Origin of the sequence: Sphingopyxis sp. 22461, from assembly GCF_052044915.1 — a bacterium.
In the GTDB taxonomy this organism is placed as follows: Bacteria; Pseudomonadota; Alphaproteobacteria; order Sphingomonadales; family Sphingomonadaceae; genus Sphingopyxis.
This window is the reverse complement of the sequence record NZ_JBQENY010000004.1, coordinates 265,911-290,619: the sequence shown is the minus strand read 5'-3', so window position 1 is coordinate 290,619 and position 24,709 is coordinate 265,911. Positions and strand designations below refer to the sequence as shown.

The following is a 24,709-nucleotide window of genomic DNA, read 5'->3' as shown; positions in this document are numbered from 1 at the left end:
CTTGCCCGCCGCCGTCAGCCGATATGCTTGAAGATCCAGCCGATGCTGGCGCCGCCCGCGGGCGCGGTGCCGGTGACGACGAGCTGCTCGGTCGGGTGCGGCCGGCCTTCGCCGTCGACCCACAGGCTTTGCTCGATGTCGAGCCCGCCTTCGGAGGTGCGGAACTGCCACAGCGGACCGCCGTTGATGCGCAGCAGTGCCCCCAATTTGTCAGCGGTGAGGCTCGCCGAAATATGCGCGCCGAGGTGGAAGCGCAGCGTGAACCCCTTGTCGCCCTTGCGCCGCGTGCGCGGGGCGGGGAGGAGCATGTCCTCGCCGCGCAGCTCGCGCCCGTTCGGCGACAGTATCAGGAGGCGGCGGTGAATCAGCCCGTGGCGGCGCGCATAGCCGTCGTGGCTCATCTCGACGCGGCTGCCCTGCGGCGTCTCGCGCCGGTCGAGCTCGACTTCGGTCACCCCCTTGCCGAGCGACCCGTTCGCGAGGATCGCGGTCGAATTGCTGTCGCCCAGCGTCAGGGTCGAATGCGCCGCGGTGGTGCGCAGCCCGCGCGCGAGGTCGGCGGGGATCGTCGCGCCGGTCAGCGCGGCGCCGCCGCAATTGACGACGATCCGCTCGGCGCCGTCGCTGAGTTCGAAGGCGAGGGTCGAGGCGCAGCCCGCTTCGGTCACGCGGGCAATGGGGGGCGGTGCCGCGTCGGCGAGCAGCACGACCTTGTTCGCGACGAGCCGCTGATAACCCCAGTCGCGCGCCTGCTTCAGCGGCCGCGTGCGCACGCCGCTGGCATCGACGATCGCCTGGATGGTGGCGGCCGATGTCGCGCCGCTGCCCTGCCAGCTGCCCATGCCGCCGTCGCTGTGGGTGAGGCCGAGCAGCGCCGGGACCGCGCGCGCGAGCACTTCCTGGATGAAGGGCGGCACCTCCATGCGGCGCATGTCGTATATTTTCGCGAGCATCGACAGCGCCATGACCGCGTCGAGCTGCGCCTGCGGCGAGCGCGAGATATTGCCGCCGTCGGCGTAGAAGCTCGTCTCGAGCACCTTGCGCAGCCCGGCCTCGCCGAATATCTGCCGCGGTTCGCCGCCGGGCATCAGCAGCGACGCGGCGACGATCCCGACCCATGCGACCATCTGCCCGGTGCCGGGGCGCGTCTTGTCGGCGACGCGGTCGAGGTGGCGCGCCGCGCGCGCGAGATGGTTGAGCACCGCCGAGCGATAGACAAGATCGCTCGACGACAGGATCAAAGGCGCGTGCGCGGCCCAGAACAGGATGCGCCAGGCGCTGTTGTCGGCTTTCCACGCGGGTTCGCTCACCGTCTCGCCATGCGTGCCGAGCCAGTGCCGGACGACCGCCTCGGCGATCGGCGCGCCGTCGGCGCGCGAGCCGGTGGCGGCGAGGTCGCGCAGCCAGGCGAAGCTGTGGAGATAGTCGGCAAAGGTCGGCGCGACGTTCAGCGCGGCGAAGTCGAGCTCGCCGAGTGGCAGCTTGAGCCCACGATGCAGGAAATGGCCCGCGCGGATCGCGGTGCCGGCGCGCGTGTCGCCGGGAACCGGGTCGGCCGGCACGCCGAGCAGCTTCAGCGGGAAGCGCCCCTTCAGGCGGAAAGCATGGAGCGGCGTGCGCCAGGTCAGGCGCGTGATCGCATTGGCGACGCGGTCGCCGAGCGAGAGCCCCTTGTCGGCGGGAAGGCGGATCAGGCGCTTGCCGGGTTCGATCGTGTCATCGACGGCGTCGGCGGCGGCGCCCTCCGGTTCATCTTCTGGAGCGGTCACCGGTCTTGCCATGGTCAGGCGCCGCCGCGCAGCCGCCGGATATTGTCGGCATAGGCGTCGGGGCCGCCCTTGAAGGTCGCGGTGCCCGCAACGAGCACGTCGGCGCCCGCGGCGATCGCGAGCGGGGCGGTGCCCGCATCGATTCCGCCATCGACCTCCAGCCGGATGTCGCGGCCCGATTTGTCGATCATCTTTCGGACCGCCTCGATCTTCCTCAGCTGGCTCGAAATGAAGCTCTGGCCGCCGAAGCCCGGATTGACGCTCATGATCAGGACCAGGTCGATGTCGTCGATCAGATAGTCGAGCATCTTCGCCGGGGTCGCGGGGTTGAGCGACACGCCCGCCTGCTTGCCGAGCGACTTGATGTGCTGGACGGTGCGGTGGATGTGCGGCCCCGCTTCGGGATGGACGGTGATGATGTCGGCGCCCGCCGCGGCAAAGGCGTCGAGGAAATGGTCGACCGGCGAGATCATCAGATGGACGTCGAAGGGCAAGGTCGAGTGCGGGCGCAAGGCCTTCACCACCGCCGGGCCGATCGTCAGATTGGGGACATAATGGCCGTCCATGACGTCGATATGGACCCAGTCGGCACCCGCGGTCTCGATCGCGCGCACTTCCTCGCCCAGCCGCGCAAAATCGGCGCTGAGGATCGACGGGGCAATGCGGACGGGCGTGGTGGCGGCGGTCATAGAAACCGGCCTTAACCATCTAGCGAGTCGGGGGCAAGCGGGGCGGGGCGGCTATTGGCAGCTATCCCCAAATAATGTCGCGCGACGCTATCGCCAGCGCCAGCCGCCCTCGGTCTTGGCGCGATAGATCGGCATCGGGGCGAGCCCCGCGAGGACGACGAGGATGGTCATCAGAACGGGCTGGCCCCGGAAGAGCCAGGCGAGGCCGGCGATCATCGCGATATGAAGCGCGAGGAAGAACCAGCCTTCCCACACGAGCGGCAGGCCGGTGCCATAGCCGTGGCGCTTGGCACGAAACCAGGGGCTCTTTCGCATGAACAGGTGGAGCATGATCAGCTTTCCTCTTTCGGCGGCCGTCCGCGTCTGGCGGGAACCGGCGGTTTAACGCTCATCCCGCGCCGCGCCAGCGCCTCGCGCAGCAGTATCTCGATTTCGGCATTGGCGCTGCGCAGTTCGTCCGCCGCCAGCCGCTCGATCGCCGCATAGAGCGCGGGATCGAGGCGGAGGGCAAAGGCTTTTTTGGACTGCGTCGGCATTGGAACAAACCTCTATCCCCGTTCGCATCGAGCGAAGTCGAGATGCCGGGAGGTCGTGTACCCACGATGGGTGTCTCGACTTCGCTCGACACGAACGGGATTTTTACGTCAGTAAAGCGAACCGGCATTCACGACCGGCTGCGTGTCGCGTTCGCCGCACAGCACGACCATCAGGTTCGACACCATCACCGCCTTGCGCTCGTCGTCGAGGTCGACGACGCCCTTTTCGGACAATTGGGTCAGCGCCATCTCGACCATCGTCACCGCGCCTTCGACCAGCTTCTTGCGCGCCGCGATCACCGCCTCGGCCTGCTGACGGCGGAGCATCGCGCCGGCGATTTCCTGCGCATAGGCGAGGTGGGTGAGGCCGCATTCGTCGACGGTGATCCCCGCGACGCTCAGCCGCTCGATCAGCGCCTTGCGCAGCTCGACCCCGACCTCGTCGTGGTTGCCGCGCAGCGTGACTTCCTGATGCTCGATGTCGTCATAGGGGTAGCGCGAGCCGATCGAGCGCACCGCGGCCTCGATCTGCGCCATCACGAATTCCTTGTAATCGTCGACGTCGAACAAAGCCTGCGCGGTGTCGGTGACGCGCCACACGACCTGCGCCGCCATCTCGATCGGATTGCCGCGGAGGTCGTTGACCTTGATCTTGTCCGAAATCACGTTGTTCGCGCGCACCGCGATCTTCTTGCGCGTCAGCCAGGGGAGCACCCAGCGCAGCCCTTCCTCGCGGTCGGTGCCCTTGTACGCGCCGAACAGCTGGATCGCCGCGGCCTCGTTCGGGTTGATGAGGTAGAAGCCGCACAGGATCAGCAGGCCCACGACCGCCGAGGCGACAACGATGATCCATTTCCACGCGACCATATATTCAGCATTGGCGTTGGTGATCCCCGCCCAGGCGGCGACGCCCAGCAGCAGCAGCCAGATGAACAGCATCAGATAGCCGCTCTGCGTAGCGGCGCGTGTCTCGCGGCTGCGGTTCAGCGCGGGAGTCCCTGTTTCGACCATTTTGCCCTCCGAATCATTCGATATAAAGATGATATCATATTTATATCGAATCGGGTGGAGGTCAATCGGGATTCGAGCGAACAGACGCTCATGTCGGTTTCGCTGCGGCAAGCTGGCACAGCGGCCGGAGTTGGGTTCGATCGTGTTCAGACCGGGATGTGTGGCAATCGGTGTGGTTGCCCATGGCGGCCGGCTGCGGCAGCATCGAAGCATACTCAAGTTCGGACTTCAAAACTGACGCGCTCGTGCGCGAAGGAGGACAGATGCTCCAGGGCAAAAAACTGGTTCAATCCATGTTCGCGCGGAGCGGCTACAGGATTGTAAGATCAGAATCCGGCATGCGGTATCGGCCGACCGCAGCCGACGCGCGCCACTCTGCCAGCTTGCTCGATGAGATACTTCCCGTGGTGCAGCACAATGCGCTGACCGGAGAATGGCCGACACCGGCATTTCTTGAGGATTATTTCGATGCCAGCCGCCTTGCGATGGCCCGCCTTCTGCTCGATCAATGCGACGCCGAAGACGTCGAAATCGCGGGCAAGCGCGTTCTGGACATCGGGTGCCACGCAGGGAGCCTGCTGCGCCTCATGCACGCCAGATACCCGGAAGCCTCGCTCTTCGGATGCGACATCAGCGATGTGAAGCTCGCGATGGCCAAACGCGCCTGCCCGGACGCCGAACTCTTCTTCAGCGCGCTTTCGGACCTTCCCCGGTCATCGCGCTACGACGTGGTGTTCCTGATGGAAGTGCTTGAGCACACGGTCGATCCCGAAGCCGTTGTCCGGCGCCTGCTCGATATTGTGTCCGCTGCCGGGACGCTCATATTGACGGTTCCCGATGGGCGGAAGGATCAATTCCCCGCCAAGGAATATCATGCGGAGTTTGATTCCTACGCGGGCCACATCAACTTCTGGAGTCCGGAGAGCTGGCGCTATTTCCTTATGCGGACCGCTCCCGAGTGGAAACTTCGTACAGGAACGCTGCCGACCGGACATTTGTTCGCAGCGCTAAGCATGAAGAATAAGGTGAATTAGGATAAACAAAGGGGGCGAAATCGCCCCCTTTGCCTCCCCGGTATCGTTCGCTTATTCGGTTGGGAAACCGCGCTTTTTCAACAGCGCCTTCACGTCGGGATCGCGGCCGCGGAAGGCGCGATAGGCTTCGGCGCGGTCGGTTTCGTTGCCGGTCATCAGCAGGATGGTGCGGAACTTGTCGGCAACGCCGCGGTCCCACGGGCCGCCGGCTTCGGTGAAGGCGGCCCAGGTGTCCGCGTCCATCGTTTCGGACCAAAGATAGCTGTAATAGCCCGCCGAATAGGCGTCCGAGCTGAACAGATGGCCGAACTGCGGCAAGCGGTGCCGCATCACCAGTTCCTTCGGCATGCCGATTTCGGCGAGCGTCTCGCGCTCGAACTTGTCGACGTCGGTCGGCGGCGTCTTGCGGTCGTGCAGCTTCATGTCGACGATCGCGCTCGACAGATACTCGACCGTCGAAAAGCCCTGGTTGAACTTGTCGGAGGCGAGGATCTTGTCGACCAGCGCCTGCGGCATCGGCTCACCCGTCTTGTAGTGCGTCGCATATTTCGACAGCACTTCGGGGGTCATCAGCCAATTCTCGTTCACCTGGCTCGGATATTCGACGAAGTCGCGCGGCACCCCGGCGAGCGCGGGATAATAGATGTGCTGCAGCAGATAATGGATGCCGTGGCCGAATTCGTGGAACAGCGTCGTCGCATCGTCGAGGCTGATCAGCGTCGGCTCGCCCTTCGCGGCTTCGGTGAAATTATTGTTGTTCGACGCAAGGACGTTGCGTTCGCCGCCGAGCGTCTGCTGGCTGCGATAGGTCGTCATCCACGCGCCCGAGCGCTTCCCGTCGCGCGCGAAATTGTCGAGATAGAAGACCCCGACATTCTCGTTCGTCTTGAGATTATAAACCTCGAAGGTGCGGACCTTGGGATCGAAGACCGGGATCGTGCCGGTGTTCTCGCGGAAGCCGAGGTCGTAGAGCTGGCCCGCCGACCAGAACATCGCGTCGCGCAGCTTGTCGAGCTGGAGGTACGGCTTCACCTCGCTTTCATCGAGGTCGTATTTCGCCTTGCGGACCTTTTCCGAATAGAAGCGATAATCCCACGGTTCGATGGTGATCTTCGGACCCTTGCCGGCCTTGGCTTCGGCGTCGGCGATCGCCTGCATGTCGGCGACCTCTTCCTTCACGCGCGCGACCGCGGCGGGCCAGACCTTCATCATCAGGCCCATCGCGGCTTCGGGCGTTTTCGCCATCGTGTCGGCCATGCGGTAATGCGCGTGGGTCGGGAAGCCGAGCAGTTCGGCGCGCTGCTGGCGCAGCTTCAATATCTCGACGATCGTCGCATTGGTGTCGTTCGCGTCGCCATTGTCGCCGCGGCTGATAAACGCCTTGTAGACGCGCTCGCGAAGCGCACGGTTGGTCGCGCCCTGCATCACCGGCTGCGCCGACGAGCGGGTGTTCTTGATCGCCCACTGGCCGGGCTTGCCATTGGCTTCGGCCGCCGCGGCGAGCGAGGCGACGAAGCCGGGCTCGAGACCCGCAAGCTCGGCCTTGTCGGTGACAAAGGTGTAGAGCTTTTCATCGCCGAGCAGCTTCGACGAGAAGGCCGAGAACAGGCCTTCGAGCTTCGAGTTCATCGCAACCAGCTTCGTCTTGTCGGCGGGCGACAGGTTCGCGCCGTCGCGGACCATTTCGTCATAGCTGCGTTCGACGATGCGGATCTGCTGCGCGTTGAGGCCGCTGTTGTTCCGCTTATCGTACACCGCCTTGTAGCGTGCGAAGAGCTTCGGCTCGAGGAACAGCTCGGTGTAGAAGGTGGTGAGCTTGGGGCTCCATTCGGCGTCGATGTCCTCGACGCGGTCGTTCGACTTGTTCGACGTCTGCACGCCCCACAGCGCGAAGAGGCGATCCATCGTGTCGCCCGCGAGCATCATCGGGACGTGCGTGTTCTCGAACGTCGGCGCCGCGGGATTGTCGATCACCGCCTGCACCTGCGCCTTGGTTTCGGCCATGCCCTTCACGAAGGCGTCGGGGAACAGCTCGGGATCCATCTTGTCCCACGGCGGCACCCCTTCGAACGGGCCGGTCCACGGCGCGAGCATCGGGTTCTGGCCCACGGGCGTGGCGGGGACCAGCTTCGTGGCGGCGGTCGGTTCGGCGGCGGTTGCGGTGGTCATCTGGCTATAACCCACGATCATCGCGGTGGATGCAAGCATCATCGACAAATGACGGGCAAAAGGCTGCGCGGTGCGCGACATCGATAAATCTCCCCGGAGGATAAGGTTTCGAACGAAACCATGTCGGGGGCCGCCTTAACCTTATATGACAGCGGGGTGCAAGCCGCCTAGGCGCCAAAATCCCGCTGGATCAGGCCAGGCACGTCGACGCGGAAGCTGAACACGCCGCCCGCGTGCGGCTGCTTCGCGCGCTCTTCGTCGGACAGGTTCTTGCCCGCGCTGGTGACGAAGGCGGTCTGGAGGTCGGGCCCACCGAACGCAATCATCGTCGGACGCTGGACGGGCAGATCGACGGTCTGGAGCAATTCGCCCGCGGGCGAGAGGCGCACGACGCGCCAGCCGTCCCACAGCGCCGACCAGTAACAGCCCTCGGCATCGACCGCGGCGCCGTCGGGGCGGCCGTTTCCGAACTCGAACTGGTGGAAGATGCGGCCGTTGCTCAGCGTGCCCGCGGCCGGGTCGACATCATAGGCGCGGATCGCATGCGTCGGCGTGTCGGCGTGGTAGAAGGTGCGGCCGTCGGGGCTGAAGGCTGCGCCGTTGCTCGTCGTCAGCCGTCCGAAGATTTCGGTCAGCGAGCCATCGGGATCGAGCCGGTAGAGCGTGGCCGTGGGGTTCGCCTTGTCGCTCGTCAGGCTGCCGACCCACAGCCGCCCCGCGGCGTCGACACGGCCATCGTTGAAGCGCTGTTCGGGTTTGTCGGCGAGCACCGCTGGCCCGAACGGACGCGGTGCGGCACCCCACCCGTCGATCAGCGCGCAGCCATTTTCGAGCGCCGCGACCAGCCCGCCGCGCGCCCGCGGCGCGATGCACCCGACCTGCTCGGTAAGCTCCATCACCTCGTCGGCGCCGCTTGCTGGATCGGTGCGATGGATTTTGCGGCCGTCGATATCGACCCAATAGAGGCGAGCTTCGGTGGCATGCCAGAAGGGCGATTCGCCAAGCAGCGCGCCGGCATCGAGAAGCAGTGGGACCATGGAGCGGGTCTTAGCGCGGCCCGCCGATGCTGCCCAGCGGCTGCAAACCTATTCGCTGTGCTGGATGCAGCCGCCGCGTAATTTTCCTTCGTCATCCCGGAGGAAAGGCAGGGCGACGAAAGAGTCTCATGCCGTAGCGTCTTTCTACTTGACGTGGACGTAAACGTAAGGTCTTTTGAGCGGGAAAGATGCGGCCGACTCCCCGCTTGCGTTCGGCTGTTCTCAGGGAAAGGAACCATATGTCGCTCGATAATCTATCGCGCTCCGCCTACTCCGAAGATCATGAGGCGTTCCGTTCGACCGTGCGCCAGTTCCTCGAAAAGGAAGTCGCGCCCAATGCGGCGAAATGGGCCGAGGATGGCATCGTGCCCAAGGACATCTGGCCCAAGGCGGGCGAGCTCGGCATGCTGTGCCCGACGGTGCCCGAGGCATATGGCGGGCTCGGCCTCGACTTCGGCTATAATGCGGTCGTCGACGAAGAAAGCGCCTATTATGGCCGCGCCACGACGGGCTTCTCGCTCCAGTCGGACATCGTCACCAGCTATATCGTCAAATATGGCAGCGAGGAGCAGAAGAAGCACTGGCTGCCCAGGATGGTGTCGGGCGAGGTGATCACCGCGATCGCGATGACCGAACCGGGCACCGGCAGCGACCTTCAGGGGATGCGCACGACCGCGAAAAAGGATGGCAATCATTATGTCATCAACGGGTCGAAGACGTACATCACCAACGGCCAGAACGCCGACCTCATCCTCGTCTGCGTCAAGACCGACACCGAGGTCCAGCCGGCGTGGAAGGGCGTGTCGATCGTCCTCGTCGAAGCCGACCGCGAAGGCTATGAGCGCGGCCGCAACCTCGACAAGATCGGGCAGGACGAGGCCGATACGTCGGAAATGTTCTTCAACGACGTGCGCGTCCCGATCACCAACTGCCTCGGCGAAGAGGGGCAAGGCTTCATCTATCTGATGAGCGAGCTTCCGCAGGAGCGCCTGTCGATCGCGGTGAGCGCGCAGGCATCGGCGCAGCGTGCGTTCGACGATACGGTCGAATTCACCCGCGACCGCAAGGCGTTCGGCAAGCCGATCCTCGATTTCCAGAACACGCGCTTCGTGCTCGCCGATCTCAAGGCCAAGCTGCAGGTCGGCTGGGCGCACCTCGACTGGGCGCTGAACCGTCACATGAAGAAGGAACTGACCCCCGAGGAAGGCGCCGCGGCGAAGCTGTGGCACACCGACCTTCAATGGGAAGTCATGGACAAATGCCTCCAGCTCCACGGCGGCGCGGGCTATATGAACGAATATCCGATCGCCCGCGCCTGGCGCGCCGCGCGCGTCACCCGCATCTTTGGCGGTACGAACGAGATCATGAAGGAATTGATCGGGCGCAAGCTCTGACGAACAATCTCTCTCCCCTTGCGGGAGAGAAAGACTTGGCTTGGCGGCGTGCCGCCTAGCAAGTCTTGAGAGGGGGCCTTACCTCGGCGCCGTAACGCGACCCCTCTCCCAGCTCCGCCCCGGATCAAGTCCGGGGCTCCACATCCCTCTCCCGCAAGGGGAGAGGAAGAAGGTGAAAGGAATTCTCCCATGGCTACTGCTTATATCGTCGACGCCGTCCGCACCGCGGGCGGCAAGCGCGGCGGCCGGCTCGCGGGCGTCCATCCCGTCGACCTCGGCGCCGCGGTGTTCGACGCGATCGCCGACCGCAATGATTTCGACACCAAGGCGATCGACGACGTCATCACGGGCTGCGTCAGCCAGGGCGGCCAGCAGACGATGGATCTCGGCCGCAACGCCGTGCTCGCCTCGAACCTCCCCGACTCGATCCCCGCGGTGACGATCGACCGCCAGTGCGGCTCGTCGCAGCAGGCGATCCAGTTCGCCGCGCAGGCGGTGATGTCGGGAACGCAGGACATCGTGCTCGCGAGCGGGATCGAAAGCATGACGCGCGTGCCGATGGGCACCGTCGCGACCCTGTTCATCAAGGAAGGGCTCGGCCACTACAAATCCGAGCGGCTCGAGGAAAAATATCCCGGCATCATGTTCAGCCAGTTCATGGGCGCCGAGATGATCGTCAAGAAGCATGGCTTCACCAAGGACGACCTCGACGCCTATGCGCTCGAAAGCCATCGCCGCGGCGCCGCCGCCACCGAAGCGGGGCATTTCAAGCGCGAGATCGTCGGCGTCGAGATCGACACGCCCGAGGGCCGTCAGGTGCATCTGGTCGACGAAGGCATCCGCTTCGACGCGACGCTCGAGGGGATTGCCGGGGTCAAATTGCTCCAGGAAGGCGGCGCGATCACCGCGGCCTCGGCGAGCCAGATCTGCGACGGCGCCTCGGCGGCGCTTGTCGTTTCGGAGCAGGCGCTCAAGGATCACAATCTGACCCCGCGCGCGCGCATCCATCACATCTCGGTGACCGCGGGCGATCCGGTGATCATGCTCGAAGAGCCGTTGTTTGCGACCGAACGCGCGCTGAAGAAGGCGGGCATGACAATCGGCGACATCGACGCCTATGAAGTCAACGAGGCGTTCGCCCCGGTGCCGCTCGCCTGGCTCAAATATCTCGGCGCCGACCCCGCGCGGATCAACCAGCATGGCGGCGCGATCGCGCTCGGCCACCCGCTCGGCGCCTCGGGCACCAAGCTGATGGCGACCCTGCTCGGCGTGCTCGATGCGACCGGCGGCAAATATGGCCTGCAAACGATGTGCGAAGGCGGCGGCCAGGCCAACGTCACGATCATCGAGCGGCTTTAAGCAATCCAGCGTCGCCCCAGCGAAAGCTGGGGCCGCTATCCACCCGGCGCACCGTCGCCAGCGATCCCAGCTTTCGCTGGGATGACGAAAATCAGAGAGGACAATCCATGAAACTCGACTCAACCGTATCCGCCGTCGTCACCGGCGGCGCCTCGGGCCTCGGCGCCGCCACCGCGCGTGCGCTCGCCGCGAAGGGCGTCAAGGTCGCGATCTTCGACCTGCAGGAAGAAAAGGGCCTCGCGATCGCGGCCGAACTCGGCGGCATTTTCTGCGAATGCAACGTCACCGACGACGCGTCGGTCGACGCCGCCTTCGCCAAGGCGCGCGAAGCGCATGGTCAGGAACGCATCCTTGTCAATTGCGCGGGCACCGGCAACGCGATCAAGACCGCGAGCCGCAGCAAGGAAGACGGCAGCATCAAGCATTTCCCGCTCGATGCGTTCAACTGGATCATCCAGATCAACCTCGTCGGCACCTTCCGCTGCATCGCCAAGTCGGCGGCGGGCATGCTGACGCTCGATCCGATGGAAGACGGCGAGCGCGGCGCGATTGTCAACACCGCATCGGTCGCGGCCGAAGACGGCCAGATCGGCCAGGCGGCTTATTCGGCGTCGAAGGGCGGCGTCGTCGGCATGACGCTCCCCATCGCGCGCGACCTCGGCAACGAGAATATCCGCGTCAACACGATCCTGCCCGGCATCTTCGACACTCCGCTGCTCGCCGGCGCGCCGCAGCCGGTGCGCGACGCGCTCGGCGCCTCGGTGCTCAACCCGAAGCGCCTTGGCGTTCCCGCCGAATACGCCAATCTTGCGATGTGCATGATCGAGAATGGCTATTTCAACGGCGAGGACGTCCGCCTCGACGGCGGCATCCGCATGGCGCCGCGCTGACATGCCGAAACCGGAAAGCTGGCGGCTCGATGCCGCCAGCTACCCCGTCTGCATCGAATTGCAGACGCGTTTTCAGGACATGGACATCAACGGCCACCTCAACAATGTGGCCTTTGCCGCCTTGTTCGAGAGCGGCCGCGTGCTGCTCAACCGGCAAATTCGTCCATGGGACGAGCGTCCCGCGAACGAGCGGACGATGGTCGCGGCGGTCGAGATCAACTATCTCGCCGAGGGCAATTTCCCCGATCCCGTGCAGATCGCGACGGGCATCGGCCGGCTTGGCACCTCGAGCTGGACGATCGTGCAGGCGATGTTCCAGAACGGCCGCGCGATCGCGACGTGCGACACCGTCGTCGTGTGCCGCACCGACGGGCAGGCGAAGCCGCTCCGCGCCGCAATGGTCACGGAACTCGAAGCGAATCTGGTGAAACCGGTCTAGAGATTCTTGTCGGCGTCGGGGACCGAGCGGATCAGGTCGCGCGCGAAACCGATCAACCCGATCTGGCGGCGGCGCTTCAGCCGCTCGGCGCGCAGGATGGCGCGGACCTCGTCGAAGCAGCCTTCGACATTGTCGTTGATCAGGACATAGTCATAGCCGTCCCAGTGGCTGATCTCGTTCGCGGCGCGTTCCATGCGCGCGGCGATCACCTCGTCGCTGTCGGTATTGCGCGAGCGCAGGCGGCGTTCGAGCTCTTCCATCGTCGGCGGCAGGACGAAGACACGCACGACGTCGGGGCCGGCCTCCTGATAAAGCTGCTGCGCGCCCTGCCAGTCGATGTCAAACAGCACGTCCTTGCCCGCATCGAGCAGTTCGTCGACGCGCGCGCGCGGCGTCCCGTAACGGTGGCCGAAGACATGCGCCCATTCGAGGAACTCGCCGTCGGCCGCCATCTTCTTGAAGGTATCGGTGTCGACGAAATGATAATGGACGCCGTCGATTTCGCCGGGGCGCGGCGGGCGCGTCGTCGCGGAGATCGAGAGCGCGATATCCTTGTCGGCCTCGAGCATCATCCTCGAAATGGTGGTCTTTCCCGCGCCCGAGGGCGAGGAGAGGACGAATAACACGCCGCGGCGGTTCAGGTGGACGCTTTCAGCCATGGGCGCTATTCGCCAAAGCAGCCGCGCGGGTCAAGCGTCGTATGCGGGTTCCACGTCCGTGGAACAGGGGGGAGCCGGGCATGGCAGAAATTTCACGAACCGGATGGCTGGTGGCCGCCGCGCTGGTCGCGCTGCTCGCGGCGATATTGCTCGGCATGGGCCGCCCGCCGATCTGTCCGTGCGGTACGATCAGCCTGTGGCACGGCAGCGTCCAGTCGAACCAGAACAGTCAGCAGATTTCGGACTGGTACAGCTTCAGCCATGTGATCCACGGCTTCATCTTCTATGGCGTGCTGCGCTGGATCCTGCCGCACCGGCCGCTGTGGGTGCCGCTCGCCATCGCGATCGGCGTCGAAGGCGCATGGGAAATCCTCGAAAATTCGCCGATCATCATCGACCGCTATCGCGAAGTGACGATGGCGTTCGGCTATTCGGGCGATTCGGTGCTCAATTCGGTGAGCGACACGCTGTTCATGGTGCTGGGCTTCCTCGCCGCCAGCAAGCTGCGCTGGTGGGTTACGGCGGCGCTCGCGATCGTCTTCGAGCTTTTCACATTGTGGACGATCCGCGACAATCTGACGCTGAACGTGCTTATGCTCGTCTCGCCGGTCGAGGCGATCAAGGAGTGGCAGGCGGGCGCCTAAGAAATAGCGTCGCCCCTGCGAAGGCGGGGGCCGCAAGCGGTCTAGAGCTGCTGCGAAGTGACAAGCCGACGGCGGCCCCCGCCTTCGCGGGGGCGACGGGTTCGCTTAATGGATCGCGGTGCTCCGCCCATTGGAGTCGATCGGGATTGCGGGCGGCAGCGCGTCGCCGATTGTCTGTCCGTCGGTCGGTATTTTGGCGGTGCCGGCATAGGTGTCGACCACGCCCGCCTTTGCGAGTTCGGGGTCGAGTGCATGCGCCTCGGCCGCCGCCTTGCGCGCCTCGGCGCGCTCCGCCCATTTCTTGGTGAGATAGCCCGCCGCGACGGTCGCCGCGAGCACCGCATAGCGCTGCGGAAACAGGCGCCGCGCCGCGAACAATGTGCCCGCGCCGATCACCGCGCCGGCCATGGGATGATTGCCCTTCTGACGTCCGATAGCGCTGCCAAGAACGCCGCCTACGATACGACCGATCATCTTCATCTCTCCTTCCCCTCATCAATCCCCGGAAGGCCCTGTGGGTTCCCGTTCAGCCCTCGGGGCCCAGCATCGCGCGCGGGTCGACCACCCGATCAAACGTCGCGGCATCGACATAGCCGAGATCGAGCGCGGCTTCCTTCAGCGTGCTGCCGGTTTCATGCGCGTGCTTCGCGATCTTCGCGGCCTTGTCATAGCCGATTTCGGGCGCGAGCGCGGTTACGAGCATCAGCGAGCGGTTCATCAGCTCGTCGATGCGGGCGCGATTTGGCTCGATTCCGACAACGCAATGTTCGGTAAAGCCCGCCATGCCGATCGCGAGCAGCTCGATCGAGCGCAGCACGTTCGACCCGATCAGCGGCTTGAACACGTTGAGTTCGAGATGGCCTTGGAGCCCCCCGACGGTCACCGCCTGATGGTTGCCGATGACCTGCGCGGCGACCATCGTCAGCATCTCGCACTGCGTCGGGTTGACCTTGCCCGGCATGATCGAGCTGCCGGGCTCGTTCGCGGGCAGGTCGAGCTCGCCTAGCCCCGCGCGCGGGCCCGAACCGAGCAGGCGGATATCGTTCGCGATCTTGGTCAGCGCGACGGCGAGCGTGTTCAAGGCGCCCGAAAAAAAGACGAGTCCGTCGTTCGATGCGAGCGCCTCGAACTTGTTGGGTGCGGGTTCGAACGCGATGCCGGTGCTTTTCGACAGCTCGGCGGCGATCGCGGCGTCGAATCCGGCAGGCGCGTTCAGCCCGGTGCCGACCGCGGTGCCGCCCTGCGCGAGCTTGCAGATATCGTGCGTCAGCGCGCCCTCGATCCGCGCGCGGCACGCGGCGAGCTGCTGGGCATAGCCCGAAAATTCCTGGCCCAGCGTCAGCGGGGTCGCGTCCTGCAAATGGGTGCGGCCGATCTTGACGATATCGCCCCACGCGTCCGCCTTGGCGGCGAGCGCATCGGTCAGCTCGATCAGCGCCGGCAGCAGCCGCGCGGTCGTTTCGACCGCGACCGCGACATGCAGCGCGGTCGGGAAGCTGTCGTTCGACGACTGGCCCATGTTGACATGATCGTTGGGATGGACGGGCGATTTGCCGCCGCGCGTGCCGGCGAGTGCTTCGTTGGCGATGCCCGCGATGACTTCATTGGCATTCATGTTCGACTGCGTGCCGCTGCCCGTCTGCCAGATCGCGAGCGGAAACTGATCGTCATGGCGGCCGGCGACGACCGCTTCGGCCGCGGCGTCGATCGCGTCGGCGAGGCCGGCATCGAGCCCATGGCTGCGATTGACCCGCGCCGCCGCGCCCTTGATCCGCGCGAGCGCGTGAACGATCGGCATCGGCATGCGCTCGTGCGCCGGAAACGCGAAATTGTGCCGGCTGCGCTCGGTCTGCGCGCCCCAATAGGCGTCGGCCGCAACCTCGATTTCGCCGATACTGTCGCTTTCGATTCGCGTGCTCATGCTATCAGCATCCTTGTTACCAGCACCGATCCCGCCCAGATCATTGCGACAAGCCCCAGCATCTGCCAATATCCACCTTCGCCGACGCGGCGGCGCAGCCATGCCGCGGCGAGCCACGCGAGCACGAGCGCGGGGGTCAGGATCAATACGCTGAAACGCAGCAGCCCGTCGGCTATCTGTCCGCGCGGAATATCGCTTTGGGCCAGCGCATAGCCCTCAACCCCCCACCAGAAAGCGGCGGTGAGCACGACCATACCCGCGAGAGCCCAATATTGCCAAAAACGGCTGGGGGGCCAGTTGGGGCCCGCCATCTTAGCGCTTCTTGCCGAAATCCACCGTCACGACGTTCGATCCATCCTCGGTCGTTACCTCGGGGCGATCGTTGTCGGCTTCGTCATGCGGCTCGGGCTGGGTTTCGTCATCGTCGCTGACCTGGAACTGCAGCCCGAAATCGACCGAAGGATCGACGAAGGCGGTGATCGCGGCGTAGGGGATGGTGAGGATCGACGGTGTCTGATTGAACGACAGGCCGACGCTGAAATGGTCGTCCTCGACCTTCAGGTCCCAGAAACGGTTCTGTAGCACGATCGTCATTTCGTCGGGAAATTTGGCGATCAGATGCGCCGGAATATCGACCCCGACCGCCTGCGTCTTGAAGGTGATATAGAAATGATGTTCGCCGGGCAGGCTGTCATATCCGACGATCTGGCTGAGCACGCGGCCGACCACGGCGCGCAGCGCGTCCTGCACGATTTCGTCATAGGGAATCAGGCTGTCGCGTACATCGTCACTCATGGGGCGAGGGGATGAACGCGCGCCGCGCGGGGGTCAAGAGGGGAGAGTCGCCTTGCGCTGTGAAAAGTGGGTGCTATGGGGGCGCCATGCGTACCGCCACCGTCCAGCGCACGACCAAGGAAACGGATATCGCGATCGCCGTCAATCTCGACGGAACGGGCGAATATTCGGTGTCCACCGGCATCGGTTTCCTCGACCATATGGTCGAGCAATTGTCGCGCCATTCGCTGATCGACATCTCGATGCAGGTGAAGGGCGACCTTCATATCGACCAGCACCACACCGTCGAGGATTCGGCGCTCGCGCTCGGCGAAGCGGTGGCCAAGGCGCTCGGCGACAAGCGCGGCATCGCGCGCTACGGCGAGGCGCATGCGCCGATGGACGAAACGCTGACGCGCTGCGTGCTCGACATTTCGGGGCGCCCGCACTGCGTCTATAAATCGGCCTTCTCGCAGCCGCGGCTCGGCGAAATGGATACCGAGATGTTCCCGCACTGGTTCCACAGCTTCGCGCAGGCGGCGGGGATCACGCTGCACATCGAGATGCTCTATGGCGAGAATAACCATCACATCGCCGAGAGCATGTACAAAGCACTCGCGCGCGCTCTGCGGCAAGCGGTCGAAATCGATCCGCGCAAGGGCGATGCGATCCCCTCGACCAAGGGTGTCCTCTAGGGCCAGAAAATGAGCAGCATTGCCCTGATCGACTATGGCGCGGGCAATCTTCGCTCGGTGCATAATGCGCTCGTCGCTGCGGGCGCCGACAATGTTGCCGTCACCGCCGATCCTGATCTTGTCGCGAAGGCCGACCGCATCGTGCTGCCCGGCGTCGGGGCGTTCGCCGCGTGCATGAACGGACTGTCGGCGATCGACGGGCTGGTGGGCGCGATGGAACAGCGCGTGCGCGGCGAGGGTGCGCCCTTCCTCGGCATCTGCGTCGGCATGCAATTGCTCGCCGACGCGGGCGAAGAGCATGGTCGCCACGCCGGGCTTGGCTGGGTCGGCGGCACCGTGCGTGCGTTCGATCCGGCGCCGGGCCTGCGCATCCCGCACATGGGCTGGAACGACGTCGTGCCCGGCTTCGCGCATCCGGTGATCGCCGCGGGCGAGGCCTATTATCTTCACGGCTATCATTTCGCCGACGCGGTCGATGTCGCCGCGACCAGCAGCCATGGCGGATCCTTCGTCGCCGCGGTGGCGAAGGACAATATCGTCGGCGTTCAATATCATCCCGAAAAGAGCCAGGCCTATGGCCTCGCGACGCTCGAAAGGTTTCTCAATTGGCGGCCCTGACCATCTTCCCCGCGATCGATCTTAAGCGCGGACAGGTCGTGCGGCTCGCCGAGGGCGATATGGCGCGCGCTACCGTCTATGGCGACGATCCCGCGGCGCAGGCGCGGCTGTTTGCAGGCGCGGGCGCATCGCACCTCCATGTCGTCGACCTCGACGGCGCCTTCGCAGGTGAAAGCATCAATGGCGCTGCGGTCGAGAGCATCATCGCGGCATTCCCGGGCAAGGTGCAGGTCGGCGGCGGAATCCGCGACCGCGCCGGGGTCGACCGCTGGCTGTCGCTCGGCGTCGAGCGCGTTATCATCGGCACCGCGGCATTGAAGGATCCCGAGTTCGTCAAATCGGCCGCGCGCGATTTGCCTGGTCGGATCGTCGTCGGCGTCGACGCCCGCGACGGCATGGTCGCGACCGAGGGCTGGGCCGATGTCTCGGACGTGCGCGTCGAGGATCTGGCGCGCCGCTTCGAGGACGCGGGCGTTGCGGCGCTGCTGTTCACCGACGTCGGCCGCGATGGGCTGCTCAAGGGCTGCAATGTCGAAGCGACGGTCGCGCTTGCGCAGGCGGTCGCCATTCCGGTGATCGCGTCGGGCGGCGTTGCCGATATCGGCGATATCCACGCGCTGCGTCCGCATGTCGCAAGCGGAATCGAAGGCGTCATCACCGGACGCGCGCTCTACGACGGGCGGCTCGACTTGGCCGAAGCGATTGCGGCGGGAAATTCCCCTCCCGCTGGCGGGAGGGGCTAGGGGAGGGCATGTCGACAATGCTTCCCTCCCGAAACAAGCCCTCCCCCAACCCCTCCCATAAATGGGAGGGGAGCAAGTGACCGTCCGCGTCCGCGTCATCCCCTGCCTCGACGTCGCGGACGGGCGTGTCGTCAAGGGGGTGAACTTCGTTGACCTCCGCGATGCGGGCGACCCGGTCGAGGCCGCGCGCGCCTATGACGCCGCGGGCGCCGACGAACTCTGTTTCCTTGATATCAGCGCCAGCCATCAGGGGCGCGGCACCTTGCTCGACATGGTCAGCCGCACCGCCGAAGTCTGCTTCATGCCGCTCACCGTCGGCGGCGGGGTGCGCAGCGCCGACGATGCGCGCGCCTTGCTGCTCGCGGGGGCCGACAAGGTCGCGGTGAACAGCGCCGCGGTTGCGCGGCCCGAACTCGTCGCCGACATCGCCGACCGCTTCGGCAGCCAGTGCGCGGTCGGCAGCATCGACGCGCGGCGGGTTGAAGAGGGGCGTTGGGAAATCTTCACCCACGGCGGGCGCAAGCCGACGGGGATCGACGCGCTGGAACATGCCGTCCGGCTTGCCGAACTCGGCGCGGGCGAATTGCTCGTCACCTCGATGGACCGCGACGGCACCAAGGACGGCTACGATCTGGCGCTCACGCGCGCGATCGCCGATGCGGTCAGCGTGCCGGTGATCGCCTCGGGCGGCGTCGGCAATCTCGACCATCTCGTCGCGGGCGTGATCGAGGGCGGCGCCAGCGCGGTGCTCGCCGCGAGCATCTTCCACTTCGGCGAAGCGACCGTCGCCGAAGCGCATGCGCGGCTCGCAGCCGCCGGATTGCCCGTCCGCGCGCATTAAATCCCCCAGCGGGGTAGTCATGCGGGAATGGGGCTGCAATAGAAGTCCCATGACCTCGAAACTCCGCCTCGCCGACCGCACCAACGACATCTTCCCGATTCTGGGCTTCGTTGCTGCGATGGCGAGCATGGCGATGCCGCTCAATGCCTGGGTGGTCGCGTTCATTCTGGCGGGCGCGGTCATCGCGGCGGTCCACCATGCCGAGGTGATCGCACACCGCGTCGGCGAGCCCTTCGGCACATTGATCCTCGCGCTCGCGGTGACGGTGATCGAGGTCGGGCTGATCCTGACGCTGATGCAGGCCGAACCCGAAAAGGCGCAGTCGCTCGCGCGCGACACGGTGTTCGCGGCGGTGATGGTGATCCTCAATCTCTTGATGGGCCTCTGCCTGCTCAGCGGCGCGATCCGCCATCACGAACAGCGTTTCCAGCGCACCGGCATCGGTGCCGCGCTTGCGACGCTGACCGTGCTGACGGTGGTGACGCTCGTCCTCCCCAATTTTACGTCGAGCGTGCCGGGGCCCTTTTATTCGGCAACGCAACTTGGCTTCGTCGCCGCGGTTTCGCTGATTCTCTATGGCACCTTTGCGCTGGTGCAGACGGTTCGCCACCGCGACTATTTCCTTCCCGACGGCGATGCCGACGGCGACGGTGTACCCGACGCGCACGCCGCGCCGCCGAGTGTCCAGCGCACCGCGATTTCTGGCGCGTTGCTGCTCGCCAGCCTCGTCGCGGTCGTGCTGCTCGCGAAAAATCTGTCGCCGATCATGGGGGCGCTGCTCGCCGACTGGGGCGCGCCGCCCGCGGTGCTCGGCGTGCTGATCGCGGCGCTGATCCTCGCGCCCGAGGGCTTGGCAGCCGTGCGCGCGGCAAAGGCCGACCGCCTCCAGACCAGCCTCAACCTCGCGCTCGGCTCGGCGCTCGCGACGATCGGCCTCACCATCCCGGCGGTCGCGATCCTGTCGATCATGACCGACTTGCCGATCAGCCTCGGGCTCGACGCCAAATCGACCGTGCTCTTGTTCCTGTCGCTGATCGTGTCGGTGCAGACGCTCGCGAACGGCCGCACGACCGTGCTGCAGGGGGTGATCCACCTGATGCTGTTCGCGATCTACCTGTTCACGACCTTTGTGCCGTAGCTGTCCCGCCGTCTGTGCCGTAGCTGTCCCGCCGTCTGTGCCGTAGCTGTCCCGCCGTCGTAAACGACGGTCAGGTCTTGCGGACGAACACCGTCCCCGCCGAATAGCCCGCGCCGAACGAACAGATCAGCCCGGTGTCGCCCGCGACCATATCCTCGTGATGCAGGTGAAAGGCGATGATCGATCCCGCGCTTGACGTATTGCCATAGGTGTCGAGCACCGTCGGGCTCTCGTCGTCGCTCGCCTCATGCCCCAGCACGCGCTGCGCGATCAGCCGGTTCATGTTGGTGTTCGCCTGGTGCAGCCACAGGCGGCGCATATCGCTGCCCTGGAGGTTCAGCACCTCCATCTGCTCGACGATCAGATTGGCGACCCACGGCACGACTTCCTTGAACACCTTGCGGCCTTCCTGGACGAAAAGCTTGTCGCTCTTCGGTCCCGACTGGTCGATCCCGCCATGGCCGCGGTTGAGGAAGCCGAAATTGTTGCGGATGTTGTTGCTGAACTGGGTCTTGAGCTTGGTGCCGAGGATGTCCCAATGCCCCGCGGGCGCGATGCTTTTGTCATCGACGAGGATCGCGGTCGCGACGTCGCCGAAGATGAAATGGCTGTCGCGGTCGCGCCAGTTCAAATGCCCCGAACAGATTTCGGGGTTCACGACGAGCACGCTCCTCGCGTGGCCCGCGCGGATATAATCGGCGGCGGTCTGGATGCCGAAGGTCGCCGACGAGCAGGCGACATTCATGTCGAACCCGAAGCCGTCGATGCCAAGCGCGTCCTGAATTTCGACCGCCATCGCGGGATAAGGGCGCTGCATGTTCGACGCGGCGCACAGCACCGCATCGACTTGCGAAGCATCGCGCCCCGCGCGCGCAAGCGCGTCCTTCGCGGCAAGGACGCCGATTTCGGCAAGGATCGACAGCTCGTCGTTGCTCCGTTCGGCGATCCGCGGCGCCATATGTTCGGGGTCGAGAATGCCCGCCTTGTCGACGACGAAGCGCGATCCGATGCCGCTCGCCTTCTCGATAAATTCGACGCTCGATTCAGTAAGTTCGGCGGTTTCGCCCGCCGCGATGGCGGCTGCATTTTCTCTATTGTGCAGCGCAACATACTGGTTAAAACTTGCGACAAGTTCTTCGTTGGAGATGCGTTCGACGGGGGTGAAAAGGCCGGTGGAGGAAATAACCGGCTGCGGTGTATGCGACATGTGGCTCTCGTGTGTCTTATCGATTCAAGACACGCTGATTAGGCTTCGCCGCGGCATCGCGCAACGCCCCCAAATTGCCTGAACGATCGCTAACATCATGGTTAACCCGTCACTAACCATTTTAGTGGCAGACTGTTTGATGCAGGCCTCCGGGGGGATGGCTCCCCGGGCGCCGTGCGGGAGCATGACCATGGCGACGCGTTCGGGACCGGCAGCAGGCGACCTGTCGATTGCGGAAATCAAGGAATTTGCGGGTTTTCCAGCGGCGACGCAGCGCTACATCCGCCGCTCGCTCGATATCGGGCTCGAACGCGACGATGCGATCGCGCGCTGGTCGCGCGATATGGTCGAGGAAACAGCAATCCGCGTCCAGGCGCGCGTCTATCAGCGGCTGCACGAAGTCCGCGGACATATTCCCGATGACAGCGGGCTCGACGCGCTCGAACATTTCATGGCGCCGCTGATCGCGGTGTCGGCGTTCGACCTCGGGCAGGACCGACTGCATGCCTTTGCCCCCTATCGCTTCCTCTACGAACGGCTGCTCGGCGCGCATGCGCGGCCGTGGCTGCCCGGCGCCTTTTGCGCCGCGGCGTCGCTGCCGCACCTGCACCCCGACAAGCGCAAGCTGCTGCTCCAGTCGATCAGCGAAGCCGCCGCGACCGCACCCGGCTGGTCGGCGCGCGAGCCGAGCTTCTATCCCGAATGGGTCGACAAGATCGACGAGACCCGGCCGGCGAACTAGGTCCTGACCCTGGTTTCCGGCGGCAGCCGGAAAGATCAGATCACCGCGCGATAGAGGCCAAAGGCGCTGGTCGCGGTCAGCACGACGCCGACCATCACAAGCATCACCTTCGGCGAGAAGCGCTTCGCCATCATCGCGCCAAGCGGGGCCGCCGCCACGCCGCCGATGATCAGGCCGAGCGTCGGGCCCAATATCTCGTTGATCCCGAGGTTCGCGATGAAAGCGATCGAGACCGCGACGGCGAGGAAGAATTCGACGCTGTTGACGGTGCCGACGACCTTGCGCGGTTCGCCGCCCTGAACGAGCAGGTTCGAGGTCACAACCGGACCCCAGCCGCCGCCGCCCGCCGCGTCGAGGAAGCCGCCGACGACCGCCAGGGGCGCGACGACTTTGGGCTTCGCGATCTTGGGCGGATAGAGCAGGCCGCGAATGAGCAGCCAGATGCCGATCAGCACCAGATATCCCAGCACGAAGGGCTTTACGACGTCGGCGTGCAGCGACGAAAGGACATAGGCGCCCAGGACGCCGCCGATCACGCCCGGGATCAGAAGCCGGAAGAACAGCGGCCAGTCGATGTTGCGATGGAATAAGTGGCTGAGTCCCGACGCGCCGGTCGTGAAGATTTCGACGACATGGATGCGCGCCGACGCCGTTGCGGGCGGGACGCCGAGAACGGCGACGAGCAATGTGTTGCAGATGACGCCGAACGCCATGCCCAGCGCGCCGTCGACGAGCTGCGCCGCGAAACCGATGAGGATGAACGGCAGGAGCGCGGTAAAGTCGATGGCCGCAAGATCAATCATATTTCATCCCAACCCTTTTGATTGACAACCTGCTGCCGGGATTTCCGCTCGCGCGCCAGCCCAAATTTTCTGCTGGCGACAAAGGGATTTGTTTCCGCGCCCGATCGAACCGCGGCAAACCGGGTCAGCCGGTCAGGTCATCGGGCAGGTTGTCGCGCACATAGTCGATGAAAGCGCGCAGCTTGGGCATCACCTGCTTGCGGCCGGGATAATAGAGAAAGAGGCCCGATGTCGATGCGGCATGGTCGGTGAGCACCAGTTCGAGCTCGCCCGATTCGACCATCGCCGTCGCCATCGGTTCGGCCATCATGCCCATTGCGACCCCGGCGCGCATTGCGACCAATGCGGCGATCCAGTCGTTGACGATAATCGGGCCGGCGACCGCGACGTCGAAATCGCGATTGCCGCGTTCAAAGGTCCACGGCATCAGCGCGCCGCTCGCAAGGCGGAAACGAACGCAGCGATGGTCGCGCAAATCCTCTGGCAACTCGGGGCGGCCGTATTTGTCGAGATAGGCGGGCGCCGCCGCGACGACGAAGCGAAAGGAACCGGTCAGGCGAACCGCGATCATGTCGGCGTCGAGCGCTTCGCCCATCCGTACCCCGGCGTCGAACCCGCCCGCGCTGAGGTCGGCGAGCGCGTCCTCGGCATAGATTTCGAGCTCGATCTCGGGATAGGTTTCGCAAAAGCCCGCGATGATCGGTTCGAACAGGGGCTGCACCGCACCGCGCATGAGGTTGATGCGGAGGCGCCCCGCGGGCCGGTTGCCAAGATTGCGCGCCGCTTCATATGCATCGGCGAGCCCCGAATAGGCGGGCGCGGCGCGTTCGAGGAACATTTCGCCCGCTTGCGTGAGGCCCACGCTGCGCGTCGTGCGCATGAACAAGGGCGCGCCGACGCGCGCTTCGAGTGCTTTCACGGTCTGGCTGATCGCCGAGGGCGAGACACCGAGGTCGGCGGCGGCGGCGGAAAAGCTGCGCCTTTCCGCAACACGCAGGAAGGCTTCGATCCCGTCGAGCGCCCCTTGGGGGATTGTTAAATCCTGCTTCAAAGCACTTGCAGATTATAGAGGATTATCTATCTGCGCAACCGCGACTAAAAAGGTTGCACAAAGAAACGAAAGGAACCTCTCCCATGGCCTATCAGCTCTCCTCTTATCGCCGCTTTCCCGCCGCTTTCGCAATCGTCGCCGCTTCGGCGCTGGCCTTCACCGGCCTGATGGCGACCGCAAGCCCCGCTTACGCCCAGTCGGGTAGCGATTATCGCTGCGCCGGTCTGGCCGAACAGGCCCATGTCGCCGCCGGCGGCGTCGAAGGTGCCAAGCAGTCGAGCGCCAAGCGCTTTGTTTCGACCGGCAAGAAGCTGTGCGAAGCGGGCAACGAACGCGCCGCCGCCAAGCAGTTCCGCGCCGCGCTGAAGATCGCCGGCGTCGCCGAAGTCGAAACCGACAGCCAGATGGCGTCGCGCTAAGACAGACTGACACCAATCTCCGGACCGTCCTCTCCCTCTCCCCGACGGATCCACATAACTGGGGCGGCACTCGATACGAGGCCGCCCCATTTGTTTGTGCGCGGCGCATGGTTTAGGGTGATGTCCG

28 protein-coding genes are annotated in these 24,709 nt (G+C 65.1%); 13 read left to right on the top strand and 15 right to left on the bottom strand.

Translation table 11 applies throughout. The annotated features are described in order from the left end of the window. Window positions 1-14: 14 nt before the first annotated feature. The 5 genes from ACTJI5_RS08805 to ACTJI5_RS08785 form a co-directional block, all read right to left on the bottom strand. Entirely contained in the window at window positions 15-1,781 is a 1,767-nt protein-coding gene (locus ACTJI5_RS08805) for a heparinase II/III family protein (RefSeq protein WP_440860027.1), read from the bottom strand. 2 nt (window positions 1,782-1,783) lie between these two features. After that, complete coding sequence (gene rpe / locus ACTJI5_RS08800; protein WP_037516851.1) at window positions 1,784-2,458, bottom strand: ribulose-phosphate 3-epimerase; 675 nt, start codon at window positions 2,456-2,458, stop codon at window positions 1,784-1,786. 87 nt (window positions 2,459-2,545) lie between these two features. Beyond that, a complete protein-coding gene (locus ACTJI5_RS08795) occupies window positions 2,546-2,788 on the bottom strand; it encodes a hypothetical protein (RefSeq protein WP_440860026.1) in 243 nt (80 codons plus the stop codon). A 2-nt stretch (window positions 2,789-2,790) separates the two neighbouring features. Next, the gene (locus tag ACTJI5_RS08790; protein WP_440860025.1) at window positions 2,791-2,994 is read right to left on the bottom strand and encodes a toxin-antitoxin system HicB family antitoxin; all 204 of its coding nucleotides are present in this window, start codon (window positions 2,992-2,994) and stop codon (window positions 2,791-2,793) included. 108 nt (window positions 2,995-3,102) lie between these two features. Further along, window positions 3,103-4,005 (bottom strand): SPFH domain-containing protein, encoded by a 903-nt coding sequence (locus ACTJI5_RS08785; protein WP_310251000.1) that lies wholly within the window; start codon window positions 4,003-4,005, stop codon window positions 3,103-3,105. A 263-nt stretch (window positions 4,006-4,268) separates the two neighbouring features. On the opposite strand from ACTJI5_RS08785, the gene ACTJI5_RS08780 reads away from it, so the two are divergent. Next, window positions 4,269-5,039 carry a class I SAM-dependent methyltransferase gene (locus ACTJI5_RS08780; RefSeq protein WP_310251002.1) on the top strand — a complete coding sequence of 257 codons (771 nt, stop codon included), beginning with the start codon at window positions 4,269-4,271 and terminating at the stop codon, window positions 5,037-5,039. 51 nt (window positions 5,040-5,090) lie between these two features. On the opposite strand, the gene ACTJI5_RS08775 is transcribed toward ACTJI5_RS08780, so the two are convergent. Both ACTJI5_RS08775 and ACTJI5_RS08770 read right to left on the bottom strand, forming a co-directional pair. Continuing rightward, window positions 5,091-7,289 (bottom strand): M3 family metallopeptidase, encoded by a 2,199-nt coding sequence (locus ACTJI5_RS08775; protein ID WP_440860024.1) that lies wholly within the window; start codon window positions 7,287-7,289, stop codon window positions 5,091-5,093. Between the two features lie 86 nt (window positions 7,290-7,375). Then, window positions 7,376-8,245: an SMP-30/gluconolactonase/LRE family protein gene (locus tag ACTJI5_RS08770; protein ID WP_440860023.1), complete on the bottom strand. Its 870-nt coding sequence runs from the start codon at window positions 8,243-8,245 to the stop codon at window positions 7,376-7,378. 239 nt (window positions 8,246-8,484) lie between these two features. On the opposite strand from ACTJI5_RS08770, the gene ACTJI5_RS08765 reads away from it, so the two are divergent. The 4 genes from ACTJI5_RS08765 to ACTJI5_RS08750 all read left to right on the top strand — a co-directional run bounded on the left by ACTJI5_RS08765 (window position 8,485) and on the right by ACTJI5_RS08750 (window position 12,327). Further along, complete coding sequence (locus tag ACTJI5_RS08765; RefSeq protein ID WP_440860022.1) at window positions 8,485-9,639, top strand: acyl-CoA dehydrogenase family protein; 1,155 nt, start codon at window positions 8,485-8,487, stop codon at window positions 9,637-9,639. A 189-nt stretch (window positions 9,640-9,828) separates the two neighbouring features. After that, entirely contained in the window at window positions 9,829-10,998 is a 1,170-nt protein-coding gene (locus ACTJI5_RS08760; protein ID WP_440860021.1) for an acetyl-CoA C-acetyltransferase, read from the top strand. Between the two features lie 107 nt (window positions 10,999-11,105). Then, window positions 11,106-11,888 carry an SDR family NAD(P)-dependent oxidoreductase gene (locus ACTJI5_RS08755; RefSeq protein WP_037516562.1) on the top strand — a complete coding sequence of 261 codons (783 nt, stop codon included), beginning with the start codon at window positions 11,106-11,108 and terminating at the stop codon, window positions 11,886-11,888. A 1-nt stretch (window position 11,889) separates the two neighbouring features. Then, window positions 11,890-12,327: an acyl-CoA thioesterase gene (locus ACTJI5_RS08750; RefSeq protein WP_440860020.1), complete on the top strand. Its 438-nt coding sequence runs from the start codon at window positions 11,890-11,892 to the stop codon at window positions 12,325-12,327. On the opposite strand, the gene gmk is transcribed toward ACTJI5_RS08750, so the two are convergent. After that, complete coding sequence (gene gmk, locus ACTJI5_RS08745) at window positions 12,324-12,986, bottom strand: guanylate kinase (protein WP_058538876.1); 663 nt, start codon at window positions 12,984-12,986, stop codon at window positions 12,324-12,326. The two genes, ACTJI5_RS08750 and gmk, sit on opposite strands and share 4 nt — an antisense overlap. An 80-nt stretch (window positions 12,987-13,066) precedes the next feature. Here gmk and ACTJI5_RS08740 point away from each other — a divergent pair, with 80 nt between their 5' ends. Continuing rightward, complete coding sequence (locus ACTJI5_RS08740; RefSeq protein ID WP_058538877.1) at window positions 13,067-13,630, top strand: DUF2585 domain-containing protein; 564 nt, start codon at window positions 13,067-13,069, stop codon at window positions 13,628-13,630. 105 nt (window positions 13,631-13,735) lie between these two features. Here the strand turns inward: ACTJI5_RS08740 and ACTJI5_RS08735 are convergent, their stop codons facing one another. From ACTJI5_RS08735 to ACTJI5_RS08720, 4 genes are read right to left on the bottom strand one after another with little or no spacing between them, the layout of a single operon-like run. Next, window positions 13,736-14,104 carry a hypothetical protein gene (locus ACTJI5_RS08735; protein ID WP_440860019.1) on the bottom strand — a complete coding sequence of 123 codons (369 nt, stop codon included), beginning with the start codon at window positions 14,102-14,104 and terminating at the stop codon, window positions 13,736-13,738. 52 nt (window positions 14,105-14,156) lie between these two features. After that, entirely contained in the window at window positions 14,157-15,551 is a 1,395-nt protein-coding gene (fumC, locus tag ACTJI5_RS08730) for a class II fumarate hydratase (RefSeq protein ID WP_440860018.1), read from the bottom strand. Then, window positions 15,548-15,862, bottom strand: coding sequence for a hypothetical protein (locus ACTJI5_RS08725; protein ID WP_058538880.1), 315 nt, complete (start codon window positions 15,860-15,862; stop codon window positions 15,548-15,550). The genes fumC and ACTJI5_RS08725 overlap by 4 nt, the downstream gene beginning before the upstream one ends. 1 nt (window position 15,863) lies before the next feature. Next, on the bottom strand, window positions 15,864-16,346 hold the full coding sequence (locus ACTJI5_RS08720; RefSeq protein ID WP_037516578.1) for an SspB family protein: 483 nt from the start codon (window positions 16,344-16,346) through the stop codon (window positions 15,864-15,866). Between the two features lie 86 nt (window positions 16,347-16,432). On the opposite strand from ACTJI5_RS08720, the gene hisB reads away from it, so the two are divergent. The 5 genes from hisB (at window position 16,433) to ACTJI5_RS08695 (ending at window position 20,360) form a co-directional block, all read left to right on the top strand. Continuing rightward, a complete protein-coding gene (hisB, locus tag ACTJI5_RS08715) occupies window positions 16,433-17,020 on the top strand; it encodes an imidazoleglycerol-phosphate dehydratase HisB (protein ID WP_037516580.1) in 588 nt (195 codons plus the stop codon). A gap of 9 nt (window positions 17,021-17,029) precedes the next feature. Continuing rightward, the gene (hisH, locus tag ACTJI5_RS08710; protein ID WP_440860017.1) at window positions 17,030-17,638 is read left to right on the top strand and encodes an imidazole glycerol phosphate synthase subunit HisH; all 609 of its coding nucleotides are present in this window, start codon (window positions 17,030-17,032) and stop codon (window positions 17,636-17,638) included. Further along, window positions 17,626-18,381, top strand: a complete 756-nt coding sequence (gene hisA / locus ACTJI5_RS08705; protein WP_440860016.1) for a 1-(5-phosphoribosyl)-5-[(5-phosphoribosylamino)methylideneamino]imidazole-4-carboxamide isomerase — start codon at window positions 17,626-17,628, stop codon at window positions 18,379-18,381. The genes hisH and hisA overlap by 13 nt, the downstream gene beginning before the upstream one ends. 76 nt (window positions 18,382-18,457) lie before the next feature. Next, entirely contained in the window at window positions 18,458-19,222 is a 765-nt protein-coding gene (hisF, locus tag ACTJI5_RS08700) for an imidazole glycerol phosphate synthase subunit HisF (protein WP_440860015.1), read from the top strand. A gap of 49 nt (window positions 19,223-19,271) precedes the next feature. After that, window positions 19,272-20,360 (top strand): calcium:proton antiporter, encoded by a 1,089-nt coding sequence (locus tag ACTJI5_RS08695; protein WP_440860014.1) that lies wholly within the window; start codon window positions 19,272-19,274, stop codon window positions 20,358-20,360. Window positions 20,361-20,430: 70 nt separating this feature from the next. On the opposite strand, the gene ACTJI5_RS08690 is transcribed toward ACTJI5_RS08695, so the two are convergent. Continuing rightward, window positions 20,431-21,567 (bottom strand): beta-ketoacyl-ACP synthase III, encoded by a 1,137-nt coding sequence (locus ACTJI5_RS08690; RefSeq protein WP_440860013.1) that lies wholly within the window; start codon window positions 21,565-21,567, stop codon window positions 20,431-20,433. Window positions 21,568-21,757: 190 nt separating this feature from the next. Between ACTJI5_RS08690 and ACTJI5_RS08685 the strand changes: the two genes are divergently transcribed. Next, entirely contained in the window at window positions 21,758-22,309 is a 552-nt protein-coding gene (locus ACTJI5_RS08685) for a hypothetical protein (RefSeq protein ID WP_058538886.1), read from the top strand. A 35-nt stretch (window positions 22,310-22,344) separates the two neighbouring features. Here ACTJI5_RS08685 and ACTJI5_RS08680 read toward each other — a convergent pair whose 3' ends face one another. After that, window positions 22,345-23,112 (bottom strand): sulfite exporter TauE/SafE family protein, encoded by a 768-nt coding sequence (locus ACTJI5_RS08680; RefSeq protein WP_058538887.1) that lies wholly within the window; start codon window positions 23,110-23,112, stop codon window positions 22,345-22,347. Between the two features lie 124 nt (window positions 23,113-23,236). Further along, window positions 23,237-24,163: a LysR family transcriptional regulator gene (locus ACTJI5_RS08675; RefSeq protein WP_058538888.1), complete on the bottom strand. Its 927-nt coding sequence runs from the start codon at window positions 24,161-24,163 to the stop codon at window positions 23,237-23,239. 83 nt (window positions 24,164-24,246) lie between these two features. On the opposite strand from ACTJI5_RS08675, the gene ACTJI5_RS08670 reads away from it, so the two are divergent. Continuing rightward, window positions 24,247-24,582, top strand: a complete 336-nt coding sequence (locus ACTJI5_RS08670; RefSeq protein WP_058538889.1) for a hypothetical protein — start codon at window positions 24,247-24,249, stop codon at window positions 24,580-24,582. The last annotated feature ends 127 nt before the right edge of the window (window positions 24,583-24,709 follow it).